This window comes from Vreelandella titanicae (assembly GCF_014697095.1).
GTDB lineage: Bacteria > Pseudomonadota > Gammaproteobacteria > Pseudomonadales > Halomonadaceae > Vreelandella > Vreelandella titanicae.
In genome coordinates, this window is sequence record NZ_CP059082.1 from 3,226,577 (window position 1) to 3,245,875 (window position 19,299).

Below are 19,299 nucleotides of genomic sequence, written 5' to 3' on the forward strand. Positions count from 1 at the left end.
CTGTTCCCGCTTCTTTATGAATGATTTTATTAACACTTAGCTAGTTGCCATGAATCATATTCAAGTTCCATGCTCCCCAGATCAGTTGGCTAGTAGTGATCGGTTAGCGGGCTTGGCCAGCACGGGAGGTGCCGGTGAGTGAGTTCCCCTTTGCGGCGGTGGTCGGCCAGGAGTCGCTGAAGACCGCGCTGCTCCTTAACGCCATTAACCCGCGCATCGGCGGGGTATTGATTAGTGGGCCAAGGGGCAGCGCTAAATCCACCTTAGCTCGGGCGCTGGCCGCCATTCTGCCCAGCGATAGCGAAGGAAAGCATGCCCCTTTTGTCACTCTGCCGCTGGGTGCCAGCGAAGACAGGCTGGTTGGCAGTCTGGATCTGCAAAAGGTACTCGCCAATGGTGAAGCTACCTTTCATGCCGGGCTGCTGGCTAAAGCCGACGGCGGGGTGCTCTATGTGGATGAAGTCAATCTGCTACCGGATACCCTGGTTGATTTGCTGCTAGACGTGGCCGCCAGCGGTACCAATATTGTTGAGCGCGATGGCATTAGCCACTCCCACCCGGCGCGCTTTAGCCTTATCGGCACCATGAACCCGGACGAAGGCGAGCTGCGTCCTCAGTTGCTTGACCGCTTTGGCCTCTGCCTTGAACAGGCTGGAACCATAAGCATCGACGAGCGCATTGCCATTGTGCAGCAACGGGAAGCCTTTGACCGCGACCCCACTGGCACGCTCGAACGCGTTGAGGATGCCCAGGCCGCTCTGGCCGGGCGCATTGCTAAAGCGCAGTGCTTGCTCAAAGAGATCACCACCGACACCTGGGTGTATCGAACGATTGCCAACTGCTGTGAAGCCGCGGGCGTTGAAGGTCTTCGGGCGGACGTTATCTGGCACCGGGCGGCCCAGGCCCATGCGGCCTGGCGAGGTGTGGCTAGCGTGGAGCAGCAGGATATCGACACCGTTGAACCCTGGGTGTTGGCTCATCGGCGTACCCAACCGCCTGAGCAGAGCCCGCCATCATCTCCACCTAATGGAACACCTTCGAAAGACGAGAGCGGTTCGTCGTCGGGCAATAACGCATCGACCGCTGGTTCATCCCAACAGAGCGCTGAACAGGGCCAGTGGGGCGCAATGCCTCCCATAGCCCAGGAAGCGATTATCCAACCAGCGGTGAAATTGCCCGATAGCGAAGATCTTTTTAAGCTGGCCAACCGCACCGATACCAACGCTAGCGCGGGCAAAGGGGGGGCGTCGGGCTGGGGGCGTTCTCAAGTGGCAACTTCACGGCTGGACGGGTTCGCAACGCTGATCGCCAATCGCGGCCAGTGGCCCTGGCAGCAGCTAAAGATGCGCAAGACCCGCGCTGGGCAGGCGACGGCACACCTGGTACTTCTGGATACGTCGGGTTCCACCCTGGGTCAGCGCCTGCTGGGCCAGGCAAAGGGGCTGGTCGAGTCGCTAGTCAGCCAAGCCTACGCCGCGCGGGAGCAGGTCGCGGTGCTGGGGTTTGGCAACGGCGGCGTGGTGCCGATACTCTCTCGCCGCCGAGCGCCCAAAAACGCGCGGGGCACTCTGGATAGTGCCAAAGGCGGTGGCGGCACCCCGCTGCGGGAGGCGATTATTGAAGCCAAGCGGCTGATCCGCCAGTGGCAGCGCCGCGAGCCCGGCCTGAAGGTGCGCACCTATCTGATCACCGATGGCCGCACCCGGGAAACCGTTGACGATCTCGCCCCGCTAGCGGACTGCCTGCTGATCGACACCGAACAATCCAAAGTCAAACGCGGGCAGGGTGCACGCATCGCCCAGCAGTTGGGCGCGCGTTACTGGCCGGCCTCGTTTGGCAGACCCTTTATGGCGCATACTGTTTCTGCACATCAACCTGGGAACTTCTCATGAGCGACGCAAGCCATTTAGATCGCATGCAGCGCAAAAAAGACGTGGTCGACGAGCGCATCAGCAAGGCGACGGAAGAGCGCGGCGTGCTGATTCTGCTGAAAGGCAACGGCAAGGGCAAAAGCAGCTCCGCCTTCGGCACCATGGCGCGCTCACTGGGGCACGGCCAGCAGTGCGCGGTGATCCAGTTCATCAAAGGCCGCCGCGAAACCGGCGAGTATCTGTTCTTTCGCGATCATCCCAAGCTTGACTGGCACATCATGGGCCACGGCTTTACCTGGGAAACCCAGAATCGCGAGCGGGATATCGAAGCCGCCGAGGCCGCCTGGGCCGTCGCCAAAGGGCTGCTGGAGAACCCCGCCTATCACATGCTCGTGCTGGACGAGATGAGCTATATGTTCAAGTACGGCTATCTCGACCCCGAACCGGTGGTGGAAGCGCTTAAGCGCCGCCCGGCGCACCAGAACGTCATCATTACTGGGCGCACCATGGCCACGCCGCTTCAGGAAATCGCGGATACTATCAGCGTCGTTCAGGACGAGCGCCACGCCTTTCGCGGCGGCGTTAAAGCCCAGGCGGGGATCGAATACTGATGACGACGCCAACCGCTCGCTGCCCCGCGCTGTTTATCGCTGCCCCGGCCTCAGGCCAGGGCAAAACCACCGTCACGGCGGGCCTGGCGCGTCTGCTGCGCAACCAGGGCAAGGTAGTGCGGGTGTTCAAGACCGGCCCGGACTACCTGGATCCGCAGATACTCGCCCAGGCCTCCGGCCAGCCGGTGGACCAGTTGGATCTATGGATGGCAGGCGAAGCCTACTGCCGCCAGCGGTTTTATGACGCCGCCTGTGAAGCGGATTTAATTTTAGTCGAAGGCGCCATGGGGCTGTTCGACGGTGAGCCCTCAAGCGCTGATCTGGCGGCCCTGTTCGATATTCCCATGGCGATCGTCATGGATGTAAAAGGCATGGCGCAAACCGCCGCCGCGCTGGTATCGGGGTTGGTCGGCTTTCGCGATGACATCCATATCGCCGGGCTGATCGCCAACGCCTGCGGCTCGCAGCGCCACCGCGAGCTGATCGAAGGCGCGCTGCCGCCGACGATTCCTCTGCTGGCCGCCATGCCCCGCGACCCCGCGCTGTCACTCCCCGAGCGCCACCTGGGCCTCGTGCAGGCGGCGGAGATTCGCGAGGATCTGGAAGCCCGCTTCGAGGCGGGCGCCAAAGCGCTGGAAGCGGCCGGGCTGCTGGACGCGCTCTCGGCGCTTTCACCCGTGACCTTTACCGCCCCCCAGGAACAACTCGCGGCCGTTAAGCCGTTGCTCAAAGGCCACACCATTGGCGTGGCCCGGGACGCCGCCTTTAGCTTCGTCTATCAGGCCAACCTCGACCTGTTGGAGCAGATGGGTGCCACCCTGCGCTTCTTTTCGCCGCTGACGGATAGCCACCTGCCCGAGTGCGACGCCCTGTGGCTGCCCGGTGGCTACCCGGAGCTTCACGCTCAAACGCTGGCGGATAACGACGCCATGCGTTCGGCCATTGAGGCTTTTTACCGCGCCAACAAGCCCATTCTGGCCGAGTGTGGCGGGCTGCTGTACTGCCTGGAAACCCTGACCGACTACAACGATATCACCCATACCATGCTGGGCCTGCTGCCTGGGCAGGGAGCCATGCGCGGGCGCCGTGGCTGCCAGGGGATGCAAACCGCCGAGCTGCCGGAAGGCCCGGTTCGCGGTCACGCGCACCACCGCTCCATGGCAGAAGGCACCCCCGAGCCAATTGGCCACGGCCGCCGCCAGCGGCACCCCGCGCCGGGGGAGGCGATTTACCGTCAAAAGCGCTTGACGGCGACCTATTTACATCTGTTTTTCCCTAATAATCCTGACGCTGTGGCAAGGCTCTTTTCTGCCAGCCCGGCGTACTGCGAACCGCAAAACAGCGAGGCATTTACCCATGCAGCCCAATAACGTACAGCTGAATAAGATTCCTGCCACGGTCGTGACCGGTTTTCTCGGCAGCGGCAAAACCACGCTGCTGGCCAATATTTTGCGCCAGGTCACCGGCAAGCGGATCGCCGTGATCGTCAATGAGTTCGGCGAGCAGGATATCGACTCCAGCCTGCTGCGCAGCTGTGCGCTGGGGTGTGAAGAAGGTAATGAAGGCGGGCAGCTAGACGGGGAAGATGGCAGCATCTATGAGCTGGCCAACGGCTGCATCTGCTGCACCGTGGAAGAAGAGTTTCTACCGGTCATGAAAAAGCTGGTCGCCCGCCGCGACGATATCGACCATATCCTGATCGAAACCAGCGGTCTGGCGCTGCCCAAGCCGCTGGTGCAGGCGTTCAACTGGCCCGACGTGCGCCAACACTGCACCGTGGATGCGATTATTACCGTGATCGACGGCCCTGCGGTGGCCGCCGGCCGCTATGCCAGCGACGTGGATAAGGTGGCCGCCCAGCGCCTCGCCGACGAGAGCCTGGATCACGACCCCAGCCTGCGCGAGCTGCTCGATGACCAGCTCAGCGCGGCGGATCTGGTGCTGGTCAGCAAGGCCGACCTGCTCAGCCCGGAAGAGCGCACAAAGGTGGAAGCGGTGATTCAGGCGCGGGTGAGTGCCTCGGTGAAAACCCTGTTTATCGATCAGACCCTCACGACCGACACCACCCAGTTGGAAGCGCTGATGGGCATCGGCGCGGCCAGCGAAAAAAATATCGATAGCATCACCAATCACCACGACAAACACCACGCCGAAGGCGCTCACCACGACCACGCCCACGATAACTTTGATTCCTGCGTGATCACCCTGGGCGAAGTCGATGGCGACATCCTGGCCGACAAGCTGCAACAGCTGCTGAAAAGCCACGAGATCTACCGCGCCAAAGGCTTTGCAGCGATTCCCGGCAAGCCCATGCGCCGGGTCATCCAGGCGGTGGGCGAGCGCCTGGAAGGCTACTTCGACCGGCTGTGGACCCAGGACGAGACACGCCAGACCCAGCTGGTGATCATCGGCAAATCGCTGGATAGCCAACTGCTGCAGGACGAACTTGCCGCGGCTGAAATGAACCCTGAACAGGCGCATACGGCCAGCTAATGCACTTATTTGCCGCCAAGCCCGGAGGCTTTGTCGATGATGAAGGCATCATCGACCTGCAACAGAGCCCCGCCGAGGTCGTGATACTCTCCGCCGCCGATAGCAACCTGTCGGCGCTGGCCCAGGCGGTGGATCGTCTGGGTGAGGCGTACCCTTCGGTGCGGCTGGCCAACTGGATGAACCTGGTAAAACCCGCCGCCTACGATCTTTACGAAGATCGGGTGCTGGAAGGTGCCCGGTTGGTCATCGTCTCGCTGCTGGGCGGCAAGGCCTACTGGCAGTACGGTCACGAACGCCTGCTGGCCTGGGCGGCGGCCAAACCCGAGCGCCAACTGATAATGGTGCCGGGCTGCGATGCCCCGGATGATGCGCTGCTGGAAGATTCCACCATCGCCTTCGATGACGCTTACCGCGTGTGGCGCTACCTGCGGGAGGGTGGCACTGATAACGCCGAGCAACTGCTGCGCTTTGTCGCCAATGAATACATGGATAAGCACATGGGCGACTGGCAGGAGCCCAAGGTCATCCCGCCAGCGGTGATTTATGCGTCGCAGGAGCAGCAGGCGACCAGCCTCAGCGAGTGGCGCGATCACCAGGTGCCCGGGCGGCCGGTGTGCCTGCTGCTGTTTTATCGCAGCCATTTGCAGGGGGCGAACACCGCCGTACCCGACGGCTTGCTGGCGGCGCTTAAAGACCAGGGGCTTGAGCCGTTAGCGGTCGCCGTGGCGTCCCTGAAAGAGGGGCCGTGCATTGATTTTATCAATCACCTGATTGAGCAGACCGGCGCCATGCTGGTGATCAACACCACCAGCTTTGCGGTCAATCGCAACGCCGACGGGCTGGATGCCCTGGGTGAGGAGTTGCCTGACAACCTCTTTGTAGGCCGACCCGTGGTGCTCCAGGCGATTCTTGCCAGCAGCACGTCGGAAGACTGGCAGGGCATGGCCGCCGGGCTGCATAGCCGCGATGTGGCGATGCAGGTGGTACTCCCCGAGATGGACGGGCGCATCATCACCCGGGCCGTGGGCTTTAAAGCCGAAGCCCACTACAACCCGCGCTGCCAGCTGGCGGTGACCCACCACGTCATCCACCCGGAGCGGGCCGCCTTTGTGGCCGAGCTGGCGCGGCGGATTTGTTCGCTGCGGCTGACCCCCAACGGGCAGAAGCGTGTCGCGCTGATCATGGCCAACTACCCCAATCGCGATGGCCGCATTGGTAACGGGGTCGGGTTGGATACCCCCGCGTCGACGCTGCAGATTCTCAGCGCCCTCAAGGAGGCGGGTTACCCGCTCAGCGAGCTGCCGGAAAACGGCAATGACTTGATCCGCCAGCTTCAGGGCGCGGTAACCAACGATCACGGCAGCCTCGACCAGCGCGCCTGCTGGCAGAGCATCAGCGTTGACGACTACCTGGCCTGGTTTCAAACCCTGCCCAGCGAGCTGCAGGAAACCGTGTGGACGCGCTGGGGCGAGCCTCACGAAGACCCCAAGTGCCGCCAGGGACGCTTGATGATCGCGGGTGTTCGTTTGGGTGAGACCTTCGTGGGTATCCAGCCGGAGCGCGACTTTATCGACGATCTCACCCAGTCCTACCACGATATGGAGCTGGCGCCGCCTCACAGCTACCTGGCGTTTTATTTTTGGCTGCGTGAGCACTACCAGGTCGATGCAGTTATCCACGTGGGTAAGCACGGTAATTTGGAGTGGCTGCCGGGTAAGAGCATCGCCTTGAGCGCGGAATGCTGGCCGGATATTGCCCTGGGGCCGCTGCCGCACTTTTATCCGTTTATCGTCAACGACCCCGGCGAGGGCGCCCAGGCCAAGCGCCGCAGCCATGCGGTGATTATCGACCACCTGATGCCGCCCCTGGCGCGGGCCGAACTCTACGGCCCCATGGCCGAGCTGGAAGCACTCACCGACGAGTATTATCAAGCGCTGGATATGGATCCCCGCCGGGAAGCGCTGATACGTAGCCAGATTCTCGCCCACCTGCGTGATACCGGCATCGACCAGGAACTGGCGCACGCCAGCGACGATGCCGAGCTTCTCAACGCGCTGGATACCTTCCTGTGCGACATCAAGGAATCGCAGATCCGTCACGGCCTGCATATTCTTGGCACGCTGCCGCCTGAAGAGAAGCGGGCGGGCACCTTGGTGGCGCTGTTGCGACTACCCCGTGGCGAAGCGGTGGCCAGCCGAGGCCTGCTGCACAATCTGGCCAGCGATTTAGGATTGGATTTTGATCCGTTAGCCGCGGGCAATGAGCCCTGGCAGGGGCCCGAGCCGGCCATTTTAACCCAGCAGCTCGATACCCCCTGGCGCACCGGGGCTGATGCCCGTGAACGCCTGGAACTGCTGGCCGAGCGCTGGGTGGCCGACTACGTCTTGGCCAACGGCAGCCTGGATGACCTGGCCCAGGATTACCCCGATACGGCAGCGCAGCTGCGCTACGCCCGGGACCAGCTATGGGTCACCATGCAGCGCGGGGTGAAGATGGAGATTCAGTCGCTGCTCGACGGCCTTGAGGGCATCTTCGTGCCCGCCGGGCCCAGCGGCGCCCCCAGCCGGGGGCGGCTGGATACGCTGCCCACCGGGCGCAACTTTTTCAGCGTCGATAACCGCTCGATTCCATCGCCCGCCGCCTGGACGCTGGGCGAAAAATCCGCCCAGGCGTTTGTCGAACGCTATCTACAGGATCACGGCGACTACCCACGCCGGTTGGGGCTCTCCATCTGGGGCACCGCCACCATGCGCACCGGCGGCGATGACATCGCCCAGGCCTTCGCGCTGATGGGCGTGCGGCCCATCTGGTCGCTGGGTTCCCAGCGGGTGAGCGACTTTGAAGTGATCCCCTCGATGCTGCTCAATCGCCCACGGGTCGATGTCACGCTGCGGGTCTCCGGGTTCTTCCGCGACGCCTTCCCCAACGTAATTCGCCTGTTTGACGCCGCCGTGCAGGCGGTGGCGCGCTATGAAGAGCCGGGCAACAGCAACACCATCCGCGAGGCGGTGCTTTCCCGCCAGCAGGAACTGGAAGACCAGGGGCTAAGCCCCAAGATGGCCGCTCAAGAGGCGAGCTACCGAATATTTGGCAGCAAGCCCGGCGAGTATGGTGCGGGCCTAAACCGGCTGATTGAAAACCGATCCTGGGAGAGCGCCGACGATTTGGCCGAGGCCTACATGGAGACAGGCGCCTACGCTTACGGCCAGTTTAAGGAGTCGGGTACGGCCGCACGCGGCGCCTTCGAGCAGCAGCTCCAGGGGCTAGATGCGGTGATGCAAAACCAGGATAACCGCGAGCACGATATCCTCGATTCCAACAGCTATTACGCCTTCCAGGGCGGCATGGCCAACGCCACTCGTTCGCTAAGCGGAAAGGCACCGGAGATTTACCACGCCGACCACGCCAACCCCGCGATGCCCAAGATTCGCACTCTGAAAGAAGAACTGGCGAAGGTGATTCGCTCGCGCGTGCTGAACCCCAAGTGGATCAACGCCATGCGCGAGCACGGCTACAAAGGCGCCTTTGAGATGGCCGCCACGGTGGACTACCTGTTTGCCTACGACGCCACCACCGATCTGATTGCCGACTACCAGTACGCCCAGGTGAGCGACGCCCTGGTGCTCGACGCCGCCAATCAGCAGTTCCTGCGCGAGCACAACCCGGCCGCCCTGGAAGAGATGGCCGAGCGATTACTCGAAGCCGCCCAACGGGGCATGTGGCAAGCCCCCGGCAAGCACGGCCAGGCGCTTCAGGATCTGCTGCTGGAAATGGACGAAGCCAAAGAGACCTATGGTCATGTCGCCCAGCCCGCGCATTAAAGGCTGGTGCCCCGGCGCGTGGCGACCCATGGCCACCGGCGATGGTTGGCTTGTACGCGTGCGTCCGCCGCTGGGTGAGCTTTCACAGGAACAGGTAGTGGCACTGTGCAACGCCGCCGAGACCTTCGGCAGCGGTTTAATCGAGCTAACCAGCCGGGCCAACCTGCAGCTGCGTGGGGTGACCGACGAAAGCTGGCCGCTACTGATGGCGTTTCTGGTCGAGCATCAGTTGGTGAGCGATGACCCGGAAGCAGAACGCCTGCCACAGCTGATGCTGGCGCCCGCCTGGCAAAAGGGCGATGACACCCATACCATTGCCCGCTTGTTGCAGGCGCGGGGCAGTGAATTGGCATCCATGCCCGGCAAGGTCGGCATCGCCATTGACGCGGGAGAAGCGCCGGTACTGGGCGATAGCGCCGCTGATTTTCGCATCGAGCGCTCAACGGAAGGCGGCCTGCTGGTACGCGCCGATGGTTACGCGCTAGGCACGGTGGTGAGCGATATTGATGCCGCCGTCGAGCAGCTGATACGCCTGACCCACTGGTTCGTGGACACCGGCGGCTGGGAGTCAGGCCGCATGCGGCGGCATACAGCAACGCTGCCCGATTGGGCGCCCGCTGATACCGCCCCCGCATCCCCCGGCGAGAAGCTGGCGCTGGGCGAACATGGCGAGGGCATGGTGGTGGGGCTTCCCTTTGGCCGGGTGGCGGCTGATACGCTGCGCGAGGCGGTCTTTCCGGCAAGTGGCTCGCAAACAAGTATCAGTGCTGTGCAGGTCACCCCCTGGCGGCGCCTGTTGTTGAAGGATTGCGATACACTACCCGCGGTGGATGGCTTGATCCGTCATAATAGTGACCCGCGGCTAGCGATGGACGCCTGCCCCGGCGCGCCCTACTGCGAACAGGCGAGTGTCGCCACCCAGCCGCTTGCCGAGAAGCTAAGCGGCTGGGTGGAAGGAACGGTGCATATATCTGGCTGCGCTAAAGGCTGCGCCCGGCGCGCCCCAGCCGATGTGTGCTTGGTCGGGCAAGCAGGTCGATTTAATGTTGTTGTTAACGGCCGCGCTGATAGCACGCCGGTTAAGTCAGGCCTCACTGAGAGTGAGGTGGTTGGTTTTTTGAGAAAGCTCAGCGAAAACAGTTAGGTTGTTCCTCGGTAGCTGAGTGTCAGGGCAGGTTGTAGCGAGGGTCTTTTTCCACGGATGGAAAAAGTAGCGCCCAAGGATGGGTTCACAGCGCCCTCGCGTAAACCTGCCCTGGCACGGGTGTCTTGCAGACCAGCATGCAGACCAGCATGCAGACCAGCATGCAGACCAGCAGCGAATTAGTTTATTTGGAGAGTTTGGGTGCCCTATAAGTATGAAACCAGTGGCCCGGCGATTTACCGGGAGTCGTTTGCGATTATTCGCAGTGAAGCCGAGCTTGGCCGCTTTTCAGTGGAAGAAGAGACCGTGGCGGTGCGCATGATTCACGCCGCCGGGCTGGTGGAATTGGCCGCCTATATTCATTTTCAAAACGACGTGGTCAATAAGGCCCGTGCCGCGCTAGAGCAGGGCGCACCGATTCTCTGTGATGCCCGCATGGTCTCGGAAGGCATCACCCGCAAGCGGCTGCCCGCTGACAACGAAGTCATCTGCACCCTCAACGATGAGCGCACGCCAGGCCTCGCCCAGGAAATGGCCAATACCCGCTCGGCGGCGGCGCTGGAACTGTGGCGGCCACACCTGGAAGGCGCCGTGGTCGCCATTGGCAATGCACCCACCGCGCTGTTTCATCTGCTCAATATGTTCGAAGACCCGGCGTGCCCGCGCCCAGCGGCGATTATCGGCTGCCCGGTAGGCTTTGTCGGCGCGGCGGAATCCAAAGAAGCGCTGTTGGCTAACCCGGCGCTGCCCAGCTGTATCGTCCGCGGTCGTCTGGGCGGCAGCGCCGTGACGGTGGCGGCCATCAACGCCATGGCGGATCGCATCGAATGACCCAGGGAACGGTATACGGCGTTGGCCTGGGGCCAGGCAGCCAAGACTTGATGAGCGTGCGCGCCGACCGCCTGATACGCGGGGCGACCCACGTGGCGTATTTCCGTAAAAAGGGCCGCTGCGGCCATGCGCGCACCATCGTGGAGGGCATGATCCCCCCCGGCGCAATCGAGCTGCCCATGGAGTACCCGGTCACCACGGAAATCCCCTTCGACGACCCGCGCTACAACGAGCTGCTGTCGGCCTTTTATGAACGCAGCGTGGCCCAGCTAATCGAGATGGCGGAAGCAGGGTGCGATGTGGTGGTGCTGTGTGAAGGCGACCCGTTTTTCTACGGCTCCTTCATGCATCTCTACACACGGCTGCTGAACCGCGTGCCCGTCTCGGTGGTGCCGGGGATTACCGGCATGTCGGCGGCGTGGACGGCTACCGACCAGCCGATTACCTGGGGCGATGACATCCTGACCGTGCTGATGGCCACGCTACCGGAAGAGGCATTGGCCGAGCGCATCGCCCAGACAGATGCGCTGGTGGTGATGAAGATTGGCCGCAACCTGGCCAAGCTACGCCGGGCCCTGGTTCACGCTGGCCGCGAAGGCGAAGCCTGGCTGATCGAGTACGCCGCCATGACGCAACAACGCGTATTGCCGCTGGCGGACGTGGGCGAGAGCGTGCCGTACTTCTCGATTGTGCTGATCCATGGCCACGGGAGGCGGCCATGAGCGGCTGGCTGAAAATCGTCGGCCTGGGGCCGGGCTCAGAGGCCATGATTACTCCCGAGGTAACGGCCGCACTGCAGGAAGCCACCGACGTGGTGGGCTACGTACCCTACGTTAATCGGGTCGCACCGCGTGCTGGATTAGTCCGCCACGGCTCGGATAACCGCGAAGAGATCCGCCGGGCGGAGCAGGCGCTACAGCTGGCGCTTGAGGGCAATCGGGTCGTGGTGGTGTCTTCCGGCGACCCCGGCGTATTCGCCATGGCCGCTGCAGTGTTTGAGGCTTTGGAAGCGGGCGATGCCCAGTGGCGCACGTTGGATATTGAGGTGCTGCCGGGCATTTCCGCCATGCTGGCCGCCAGCGCAAGCGTCGGCGCGCCGCTGGGGCATGACTTCTGCTGCATTAATCTATCTGACAATTTGAAGCCCTGGGCGCTGATTGAAAAGCGCCTGCGTCTGGCCGCGGAGGCTGACTTCGCCATGGCGTTCTATAATCCGCGCTCCAAGGCGCGCCCGGCGGGTTTCGAGCGCACGTTGGACGTACTGCGGGAAGCCTGCGGGCCGGATAGGCTGATCATCTTCGCCCGGGCGGTGTCCACGCCGGAAGAGTCGATTCGCGTCACCACCCTAGGCGAGGCGACGCCGGACATGGCCGATATGCGCACTCTGGTGATTGTCGGCTCACAGCAGACGCGCTTGATCGAGCGAGCAGGGGCGCCGCTGGTTTATACGCCGCGCTCGGCGGATTAACCGTGGTCGCTGAGCCAGCTAAAGACGTCATCAATGCGATGAACTTCGTGGCGGGAAGGCAGTGCTGGCCGCTCGATCATCACCATGGGCAGGCCGAGGGTTCTTGCCGCGGTGAGTTTGGACGCCGCACCTTCGCCGCCGGCGTTTTTACATACGATGCGCTGGATTCGCTGATTTTCCAGCAGGGCGAGATCGCCTTCCAGCGTAAACGGGCCTCTATCGATCACGGTGCTGACATCCGTCAGCGGCAACGGGCTGGTAGGCCTGTCAACCAAACGCAGTACGTAATGGTGCTGGGGCTGGGCGGCAAAGGCGCTAAGATGCATTCGCCCAATGGCGAGCAGCACGCGCTGGGGCGGGCCCGCCAGGGTACTGACGGCTTCATCGATACTTGCCACGCTTTGCCATTGGTCGCCGGTAACGGGTTGCCAGGCAGGCCGGGTGAGGGCAATGGCCTTTACGCCGCACTGTGCCGCGGCGGCTAACACGTTCGTGCTCATTTGCGCGGCAAAGGGGTGGGTGGCATCGACGATATGGGTGATGCGCTCCCGGGCCACAAAGTCGGCAAGGCCGCTAACGCCGCCAAAACCGCCAATGCGGGTTGGCAGCGGCTGGGGTTTAGGCGTGGCAACGCGGCCCGCATAGCTGAAAATGGCGGGAAGCCCGCGCTTGGCAATCGCACTGGCCAGGGCGCTGGCCTCCGAGGTTCCCCCGAGAATTAGGATCTTGATCATGGTTGAAATTTCTCACGCTCCAGTGGGTCAGGCTCCCTGGCTGACCCTTTTAGGCTGGGGGGAGGGTGGCACACAGGCGCTAACGGCGGCAAGCCGCGCCGCATTGGAAAGTGCCGAGGTGGTATTCGGCGCGCGCCGCCACCTGCGCCTTTTGTCGCCCCTAAACGCCGAGGTGATTGAGTGGCCGGTGCCCTTTGCCGATGGCATTCCTGAACTGCTCAATCAGCGCGGTCGCCGGGTGGTCATGCTGGTTTCAAACGACCCGTTCTGGTTTGGGGCGGGCAGCACCCTGGCGCAGCATCTCAGCGCTGACGAGTGGCTGGCACTTCCAGCCCCTTCCACCTTCAACCTGGCGGCTGCACGCTTAGGCTGGCCGCTAGAGCGCTGCACCTGCCTGGGCCTGCACGCCAAACCACTGACCCGCATTCGGCCTTACCTGCAAGCCGGTAGGCGTTTGCTGGTACTGGTAAGAGACGGCGAGGCGGTGGCCGAACTTGCCTCGCTGGTCAGCCGATTCGGCTTTGGGGATACCCAGCTAACGCTGCTGGAATCTTTGGGCGGTGATAGCGAGCGCATTCGCCATTGTCGTGTAGATGCCGCCTTGCCACAGGATATTGCCCACCCGGTCGCGGTGGGGCTGGAAGTAGCAGGCAGCGGCCCCGCCTTGCCGCTGACGCCCGGCCTGCCGGATCATTTTTTTGACCACGATGGCCAGATCACCAAACAGACCATTCGCGCCATTACCCTGGCGGCGCTGGCCCCCATGCCCGGCGAGCGGCTATGGGATATCGGCACCGGGTCGGGCTCTATCGCCATTGAGTGGCTGCTCGCTCACCCGGATAATCAGGCGGTGGGCGTTGAGCAAAACGCAGAACGGGCAGCGCGAGCGCGCATCAACGCAGATAACCTGGGCGTTGATTGGCTGGAAGTAAAAGAGGGCAGCGCGCCGGAAGTGCTAAACGATACGCCGCTTCCCGATGCGGTATTTATCGGCGGCGGGCTATCCCAAGCGCTGTTAGACGACTTATGGCAGCGATTGCCCGAGGGCGTGCGAGTCGTCGCCAATGCCGTCACCCTGGAATCCGAAGCGCTGTTGGCGCATTGGCAGCACAGAGTAGGCGGCGAACTCCTGCGCCTCGAACTTGCTAACGCCGCCCCCATCGGCACCCGGCGGGGCTGGAAGGCCAGCTACCCGATCGTTCAGTGGCGGGGCGTTCGGTGAAGCAATTGGCGTTGAGAATAGCGGGATTTGGCTTTCGTAGCGAGGCCACGCTTGCTTCGCTCGGTCAGGCGCTTGATCAACTTGCCGACCAGTACGGGGCAATCGATAAGCTGGCGGCGGCTCATTCAATGCTGCCGTTAGTCGAAGAACTGGGCCGACTGCGAGGCATTGAGGTCATCACCGTAGCCGACGCCGAGCTACCAACGGTGACAACGCTGACTCATTCAGCGCAAAGTTTGCAGGCCCGCGGCACGGGCAGCGTTGCCGAGGCCGTAGCGCTATTAGCGGCAGGCCCAGGTGCAACATTACTCGGGCCAAGGGTAATTTCAGCAGATCGACAGGCCACTGCGGCTTTGGCAGAAGGAGATAGTGAATGACGGTACACTTCATTGGCGCCGGCCCCGGCGCGCCGGATCTGCTTACCCTGCGCGGGCGCGACCTGATCGCCGCCTGCCCGGTGTGCCTGTACGCGGGTTCATTAGTGCCTGAGCAAATCCTCGAACACTGCCCGACAGGGGCGCGGGTGATTAACACCGCGCCGCTCTCGCTGGATGACATTATGCAGGAGATCAGCCGCGCCCACGCCGAAGGCCTGGATGTCGCCCGGCTGCATTCGGGGGATCTATCGGTATGGTCGGCCATGGGCGAGCAGCTGCGCCGCCTGCGCGAGCTGGATATCCCCTACAGCATTACCCCCGGCGTGCCAGCGTTTGCGGCTGCTTCGGCAACCTTGGGCCAGGAACTGACGCTGCCCGGTGTCGCCCAGTCGGTAGTGCTCACCCGTACGCCCGGTCGGGCCAGTGCCATGCCCAGCGATGAGACGCTTGCCAACTTTGCTCGCACGGGAGCAACGCTGGCCATCCATCTCTCCATCCATAACCTTTCCCAGGTCGTCGAAAGCCTAACGCCTTACTATGGCGAGCAGTGCCCGGTGGCGATTGTGTGGCGGGCAAGCTGGCCCGATGAGCGGGTAGTGCGTGGGCGGCTAGCCAGTATAGAAGCGTTGATCGATGACACCATGCAGCGCACCGCGCTAATTCTGGTGGGGCCGGTGCTGGAGAGCGACGACTTCCAGGAGAGCAGCCTCTATGCCGTAGGCTACGACCGCCGCTTCCGCCCTCAATCGGCGGATTCGCCTTTTGCCGCGGCAAGCCAAGATCAAGAGAGCGAATCATGATCACGCTCTCGCTCATAGGCATCGGCACCGGCAACCTCGATCACGTCACCCTGGCCGCCGTGCGCGCCCTCAATAACGCCGACCTGATCCTGCTGCCTCGTAAAGGTGAAGCCAAGTCGGATCTTATCGATCTACGCCGCTTGCTCTGCGAACGGCTGCTGGAAGCGCCAGTGACCATCAAGATCGTCGAGTTCGATCTGCCTAGTCGTGATGGCCGTGATGACTACCTGGGCGCGGTGGACGACTGGCACGCTGCCATCGCCAGCGTCTGGGCGCAGCAAATCGATGAACATCTACCCAACGGTGGGCGGGTCGGGATGCTAGTGTGGGGCGACCCCTCGCTTTACGATAGCAGCCTGCGCATTACCCAGCGCCTAAGCGCTGCGGGTAAGCAGGTGGATGTAGAGGTAGTGCCGGGCATCACCAGCCTGCAAGTGCTCACTGCTGAACATAAAATCCCCCTCAACGCCCTTGCCGAGCCGGTACACATCACCACCGGCCGCCGCCTGCGCGAGCGTGGCTGGCCAAGCGATGCCGCCACCGTTGCCGTAATGCTGGATAACGGCGGGGCCTTTACCTCGCTGCCGCAAGAGGACACCTACATCTGGTGGGGCGCCTACCTGGGCATGGATAAACAGTGCCTAGTCAAAGGCTGGCTAAATGAGGTCAGCGACCAAATCATCCAACGCCGGGCGGAGCTGCGCGACACCCACGGCTGGATAATGGATATTTATCTGCTGGCCAAACAGCCCTTGCTATAACGCCGGTATTAATATGGAATGATTTTCCATAAAATAGTGCTACTGACCAACTAACTTGTGAGGAATGGCTATGAGCTTTTACGTTTATCTATCCGGCGAGATCCACACCGACTGGCGCGAAGAAATCCAGCGCGGCGCCGAGGCCGCAGGCCTGGATATCGTATTTACAGCCCCAGTCACCGACCACGCCGCCTCTGACGCCGCCGGCGACCACCTGGGCAAGCCGGAAAATGGCTTCTGGCGCGACCACCAGTCATCCAAGGTCAACGCCATCCGCACTCGCACGATGATCGAGCAGGCGGATCTGGTCGTTGTACGCTTCGGCGACCAGTACAAACAGTGGAACGCCGCCTTCGACGCAGGCTACTGCGCAGCCCTCGCCAAGCCATACATCACCCTGCACAGCGAAGATATTGTTCACCCACTGAAAGAAGTCGATGCCGGGGCGCAAGCCTGGTGTACTACCACCGATCAAGTGGTTGAAACCCTGCGTTACGTTCTAAAAGCATAAATCCAAAACTACTCCCACAACCCCGCCACTGCATTAGTGCTGTTGTATCGGTGTTGTGGGAGGGCGCTTCAGCGCGCGAAGACTCTGCCACATAATCAATCTAGCCACCCAGTAGCGCGGCGTAACGCGGGCCAAAAGGCACCCGCAGCGGCGGCCCGGCGTGAAGGCAGCGCCAGCAGCCCAAAGCCTGCACCAGCTCAATTTTTCTTCAAAGTCTCGTGACCTAAGCTAATTTTATGAATAGAGTATGATTAGATCAGCAAAACGAGCGCGTACGTGAGTTTTGGATATGCTGCCAAACAATTATTAATTTTATTGTATATCAGCTGGTTAGAGTTGTTTCGCGCGTATGATAAGAATGTTAAACAGCGCAGCGCGTTTATCCAATATTAGAAAGCGCAGTCTAATCATTGTTACGTACGAAGGGAGAGGCAGTGCGGAAGATCAAATTTGAGGACCGAGCCGTAGCTTTCATTGACGTTCTTGGCTTTAAGCAGGTCGTCGACGTGGCGGGCCAAAGTGCGCACAAGCATACGGAACTAGAGTCATTAATTGACGTGCTGGAGAGTGCTGTTCCACAGCTGGATGGAACAGTAGATCACACGGTACCCAAGGATTTAATTCCGAAACACCTCTACATATCAGACAGCATTATTCTGAGTGCTCCGCTGACCTCAAGCCAAATGCCAAGTTACCGCGGATTGTCGATTCTGGTGATGCGCGTTATTCAGATCAGTCATATCTTGCTGTCTAAGGGGTACCTGCTCCGAGGAGGCATATCGGTCGGCCCCGTTTGGCACACTGATTCAAATATCGTAGGCCCCGCTTATCAGGAAGCATATCAGATAGAGACAAAAACCCTTGTTCCCCGGGTCGAGTTGTCACCGAATGCCAAAAACCATTGGTTTGGTACTGAGGGTAGTTCCAGCACGATGTGCCTTGAGTACATGAATCGCTTCATAGTCAACGTGTTGCATGACTACTACATACAGGACAACTCCCATGGCGCGGCGGAGCGGGCCTTTGAAAATTACTCTCGCATAGTCGAAAGCAATCTGAGAGCTAATCATCCAGAGCCAGTCAGGTACAAGTGGTGGTGGTTTAAAGAGTACCTAGACAGTGAAGTTGAACGGAGTGCCGACATCATCTATACCTAACAATCGGCTGCACGGCGACCAATTTTCCGCCGCTTCGCGGCTCCAAACCGGCGCGTGAGCCGGGCGTTAGCTAATAAGGAAGACCGTGATTAACAAAAACGACATGCTCTCTCAGCTCTATTTCAACGAGCTCGAATCACGGAATAGGATATTTGGGCGCCTTCAACTTAACTTTGCTGTTTATGCAAGTATAGTTGCGTTGTTTGTCTATATGGTTAGAACGGTGGACTATGGCTCCTCATGTGTTGCCGTCACATTATTCTTTGTCGGTCTTTCTGTTTCGATCGTACTGTTGATTTGGTCTGTGTATCTCACGATAGTCGCATTAGCCGGGTTTGAATATAACACTTTTCCAAAGGCAAAAGATTTAATTGATTACGCCGCTGATCTCGATAGTCACGCGGAGGCAATGAAGGCGTACAATTCAGAATATAATCAAAATATTGAGATTCCTGATTCGGAGAAAAAATTCGAAAAGTATGTGAGCAAGGCCTTCTCAAAGTGCATTGATCACAATTATGAGATAAATGAATTCAGAAGGAAGGTGATAAGAAAGTCTATATGGGGCATGGTTTTAGCCTCTATACCAATCGTTTTTTCTTCAATAATTTTTGTATTCTATGACCTTGATGCTTCATCGCCTAGGAAAGTTTCCGCATCCTTCAATGAAGGAATGCCTTTGGTAAATGCTATTGAAAGTATTCATAGTGGTATTCCCAACCTTCAAACCGTAGAGATAGATAAGGAGACAATAAATATGCCAAATAATGAATTAGGGGAGCAGGAAAGTAATCAAAAGCAGAATATCCCACCACCTCCTCCAGAACCAAATGAGCCGGAGTTGCAAAGTTCAACAGAAGACTTTAAAGAGCCTCTGCCAGATAAAGCGCAAATACTAAATGAAGATAAGTAGCTAACAAACAGCAACGGACTAGAAAACCTGTCACTTAAATTGCAGCGCAATTACGAATCAGCTTTGCCAGCCGCTGTGTTTGGCGTTAGCACAGCGATAATTGAGGATCGAGAAATGGCAACAGAGAACTTTAAAGCTTCGGTTCAATACAATGATCTTAAGGGATCGGCAGCGGCCGATAGAGCAGATTTCGATGACGCCGAAAAATGGCTATCTGAAAAAACTCGTATACAGGACGGCGAGCACCTTGTCGGTATAAAAGTGTTTATCAGCGAAAACCACGGAGATTGTAATGAACCGATATTTGTTGAATTCTTGATTGACTCGCATGTGCGCGATACCCAGAGGCTGCCTGGAAAAGAAGGCAGTCCAATAGAACTGAAGAGGGTTCGTGCGGATATGTCCATCAATGATTTTTTTGCCCTATTTAAGCGCTTTGAAATCACTCTCTCTCCAGATGGTGATCTTGAGAACAAGTACTACAGGTACGCTGATTGAGTGTGCTAACCAAGCGATCAAGGGGATTGCTTTTCCGTGCCGCCTTCAGCTCTGCTCCAAAGCGGCCCGTTACCTTCAGCGTTAGGC

The 19,299-nt window shown here is 60.3% G+C and carries 18 protein-coding genes; 17 read left to right on the top strand and 1 reads right to left on the bottom strand.

Annotation, left to right across the window (positions count from 1 at the left end):
* The first annotated feature begins 134 nt into the window (after nt 1-134).
* The 9 genes from HZS52_RS14780 to cobJ all read left to right on the top strand — a co-directional run bounded on the left by HZS52_RS14780 (nt 135) and on the right by cobJ (nt 12,239).
* Nucleotides 135-1,892 carry an AAA family ATPase gene (locus HZS52_RS14780; protein WP_190373053.1) on the top strand — a complete coding sequence of 586 codons (1,758 nt, stop codon included), beginning with the start codon at nt 135-137 and terminating at the stop codon, nt 1,890-1,892.
* Complete coding sequence (cobO, locus tag HZS52_RS14785; RefSeq protein WP_190373054.1) at nt 1,889-2,482, top strand: cob(I)yrinic acid a,c-diamide adenosyltransferase; 594 nt, start codon at nt 1,889-1,891, stop codon at nt 2,480-2,482. The genes HZS52_RS14780 and cobO overlap by 4 nt, the downstream gene beginning before the upstream one ends.
* Nucleotides 2,482-3,852, top strand: coding sequence for a cobyrinic acid a,c-diamide synthase CobB (locus tag HZS52_RS14790; RefSeq protein WP_190373055.1), 1,371 nt, complete (start codon nt 2,482-2,484; stop codon nt 3,850-3,852). Before cobO ends, HZS52_RS14790 begins: the two co-directional genes overlap by 1 nt.
* A complete protein-coding gene (gene cobW, locus HZS52_RS14795) occupies nt 3,839-4,975 on the top strand; it encodes a cobalamin biosynthesis protein CobW (RefSeq protein ID WP_190373056.1) in 1,137 nt (378 codons plus the stop codon). The genes HZS52_RS14790 and cobW overlap by 14 nt, the downstream gene beginning before the upstream one ends.
* Nucleotides 4,975-8,796 carry a cobaltochelatase subunit CobN gene (cobN, locus tag HZS52_RS14800; protein WP_190373057.1) on the top strand — a complete coding sequence of 1,274 codons (3,822 nt, stop codon included), beginning with the start codon at nt 4,975-4,977 and terminating at the stop codon, nt 8,794-8,796. Before cobW ends, cobN begins: the two co-directional genes overlap by 1 nt.
* A complete protein-coding gene (locus HZS52_RS14805) occupies nt 8,774-9,940 on the top strand; it encodes a cobalamin biosynthesis protein CobG (RefSeq protein WP_190373058.1) in 1,167 nt (388 codons plus the stop codon). The genes cobN and HZS52_RS14805 overlap by 23 nt, the downstream gene beginning before the upstream one ends.
* A 201-nt stretch (nt 9,941-10,141) precedes the next feature.
* Nucleotides 10,142-10,771 (top strand): precorrin-8X methylmutase, encoded by a 630-nt coding sequence (locus HZS52_RS14810; RefSeq protein ID WP_027957610.1) that lies wholly within the window; start codon nt 10,142-10,144, stop codon nt 10,769-10,771.
* Entirely contained in the window at nt 10,768-11,493 is a 726-nt protein-coding gene (gene cobI / locus HZS52_RS14815; protein WP_190373059.1) for a precorrin-2 C(20)-methyltransferase, read from the top strand. Before HZS52_RS14810 ends, cobI begins: the two co-directional genes overlap by 4 nt.
* Complete coding sequence (gene cobJ / locus HZS52_RS14820) at nt 11,490-12,239, top strand: precorrin-3B C(17)-methyltransferase (protein ID WP_190373060.1); 750 nt, start codon at nt 11,490-11,492, stop codon at nt 12,237-12,239. Before cobI ends, cobJ begins: the two co-directional genes overlap by 4 nt.
* On the opposite strand, the gene HZS52_RS14825 is transcribed toward cobJ, so the two are convergent.
* Complete coding sequence (locus HZS52_RS14825; RefSeq protein ID WP_190373061.1) at nt 12,236-12,973, bottom strand: cobalt-precorrin-6A reductase; 738 nt, start codon at nt 12,971-12,973, stop codon at nt 12,236-12,238. The genes cobJ and HZS52_RS14825 overlap by 4 nt on opposite strands.
* On the opposite strand from HZS52_RS14825, the gene cbiE reads away from it, so the two are divergent.
* The 8 genes from cbiE (at nt 12,972) to HZS52_RS14865 (ending at nt 19,212) form a co-directional block, all read left to right on the top strand.
* Nucleotides 12,972-14,195, top strand: coding sequence for a precorrin-6y C5,15-methyltransferase (decarboxylating) subunit CbiE (gene cbiE, locus HZS52_RS14830; RefSeq protein ID WP_190373062.1), 1,224 nt, complete (start codon nt 12,972-12,974; stop codon nt 14,193-14,195). The two genes, HZS52_RS14825 and cbiE, sit on opposite strands and share 2 nt — an antisense overlap.
* Nucleotides 14,196-14,206: 11 nt before the next feature.
* A complete protein-coding gene (locus HZS52_RS14835; protein ID WP_423250073.1) occupies nt 14,207-14,572 on the top strand; it encodes a cobalamin biosynthesis protein in 366 nt (121 codons plus the stop codon).
* Complete coding sequence (cobM, locus tag HZS52_RS14840; RefSeq protein WP_190373064.1) at nt 14,569-15,372, top strand: precorrin-4 C(11)-methyltransferase; 804 nt, start codon at nt 14,569-14,571, stop codon at nt 15,370-15,372. The genes HZS52_RS14835 and cobM overlap by 4 nt, the downstream gene beginning before the upstream one ends.
* Nucleotides 15,369-16,133, top strand: coding sequence for a precorrin-6A synthase (deacetylating) (gene cobF / locus HZS52_RS14845; RefSeq protein ID WP_190373065.1), 765 nt, complete (start codon nt 15,369-15,371; stop codon nt 16,131-16,133). Before cobM ends, cobF begins: the two co-directional genes overlap by 4 nt.
* 70 nt (nt 16,134-16,203) lie before the next feature.
* A complete protein-coding gene (locus HZS52_RS14850; protein WP_022523082.1) occupies nt 16,204-16,644 on the top strand; it encodes a YtoQ family protein in 441 nt (146 codons plus the stop codon).
* A 434-nt stretch (nt 16,645-17,078) separates the two neighbouring features.
* Nucleotides 17,079-17,801, top strand: coding sequence for a hypothetical protein (locus tag HZS52_RS14855; RefSeq protein ID WP_190373066.1), 723 nt, complete (start codon nt 17,079-17,081; stop codon nt 17,799-17,801).
* Between the two features lie 85 nt (nt 17,802-17,886).
* Complete coding sequence (locus HZS52_RS14860) at nt 17,887-18,714, top strand: hypothetical protein (RefSeq protein WP_190373067.1); 828 nt, start codon at nt 17,887-17,889, stop codon at nt 18,712-18,714.
* 114 nt (nt 18,715-18,828) lie between these two features.
* Nucleotides 18,829-19,212 (top strand): hypothetical protein, encoded by a 384-nt coding sequence (locus HZS52_RS14865; RefSeq protein WP_190373068.1) that lies wholly within the window; start codon nt 18,829-18,831, stop codon nt 19,210-19,212.
* Nucleotides 19,213-19,299: the final 87 nt, after the last annotated feature.

Excerpts from the sequence above, each read along its gene's own strand:
- cobO (WP_190373054.1), top strand. The coding sequence starts at position 1,889 with ATGAGCGACGCAAGCCATTTAGATCGCATGCAGCGCAAAAAAGACGTG.
- HZS52_RS14790 (WP_190373055.1), top strand. The coding sequence starts at position 2,482 with ATGACGACGCCAACCGCTCGCTGCCCCGCGCTGTTTATCGCTGCCCCG.
- cobW (WP_190373056.1), top strand. The coding sequence starts at position 3,839 with ATGCAGCCCAATAACGTACAGCTGAATAAGATTCCTGCCACGGTCGTG.
- cobN (WP_190373057.1), top strand. The coding sequence starts at position 4,975 with ATGCACTTATTTGCCGCCAAGCCCGGAGGCTTTGTCGATGATGAAGGC.
- HZS52_RS14805 (WP_190373058.1), top strand. The coding sequence starts at position 8,774 with ATGTCGCCCAGCCCGCGCATTAAAGGCTGGTGCCCCGGCGCGTGGCGA.
- cobI (WP_190373059.1), top strand. The coding sequence starts at position 10,768 with ATGACCCAGGGAACGGTATACGGCGTTGGCCTGGGGCCAGGCAGCCAA.
- cobJ (WP_190373060.1), top strand. The coding sequence starts at position 11,490 with ATGAGCGGCTGGCTGAAAATCGTCGGCCTGGGGCCGGGCTCAGAGGCC.
- cbiE (WP_190373062.1), top strand. The coding sequence starts at position 12,972 with ATGGTTGAAATTTCTCACGCTCCAGTGGGTCAGGCTCCCTGGCTGACC.
- HZS52_RS14825 (WP_190373061.1), bottom strand. The coding sequence starts at position 12,973 with ATGATCAAGATCCTAATTCTCGGGGGAACCTCGGAGGCCAGCGCCCTG.
- cobM (WP_190373064.1), top strand. The coding sequence starts at position 14,569 with ATGACGGTACACTTCATTGGCGCCGGCCCCGGCGCGCCGGATCTGCTT.
- cobF (WP_190373065.1), top strand. The coding sequence starts at position 15,369 with ATGATCACGCTCTCGCTCATAGGCATCGGCACCGGCAACCTCGATCAC.
- HZS52_RS14850 (WP_022523082.1), top strand. The coding sequence starts at position 16,204 with ATGAGCTTTTACGTTTATCTATCCGGCGAGATCCACACCGACTGGCGC.
- HZS52_RS14865 (WP_190373068.1), top strand. The coding sequence starts at position 18,829 with ATGGCAACAGAGAACTTTAAAGCTTCGGTTCAATACAATGATCTTAAG.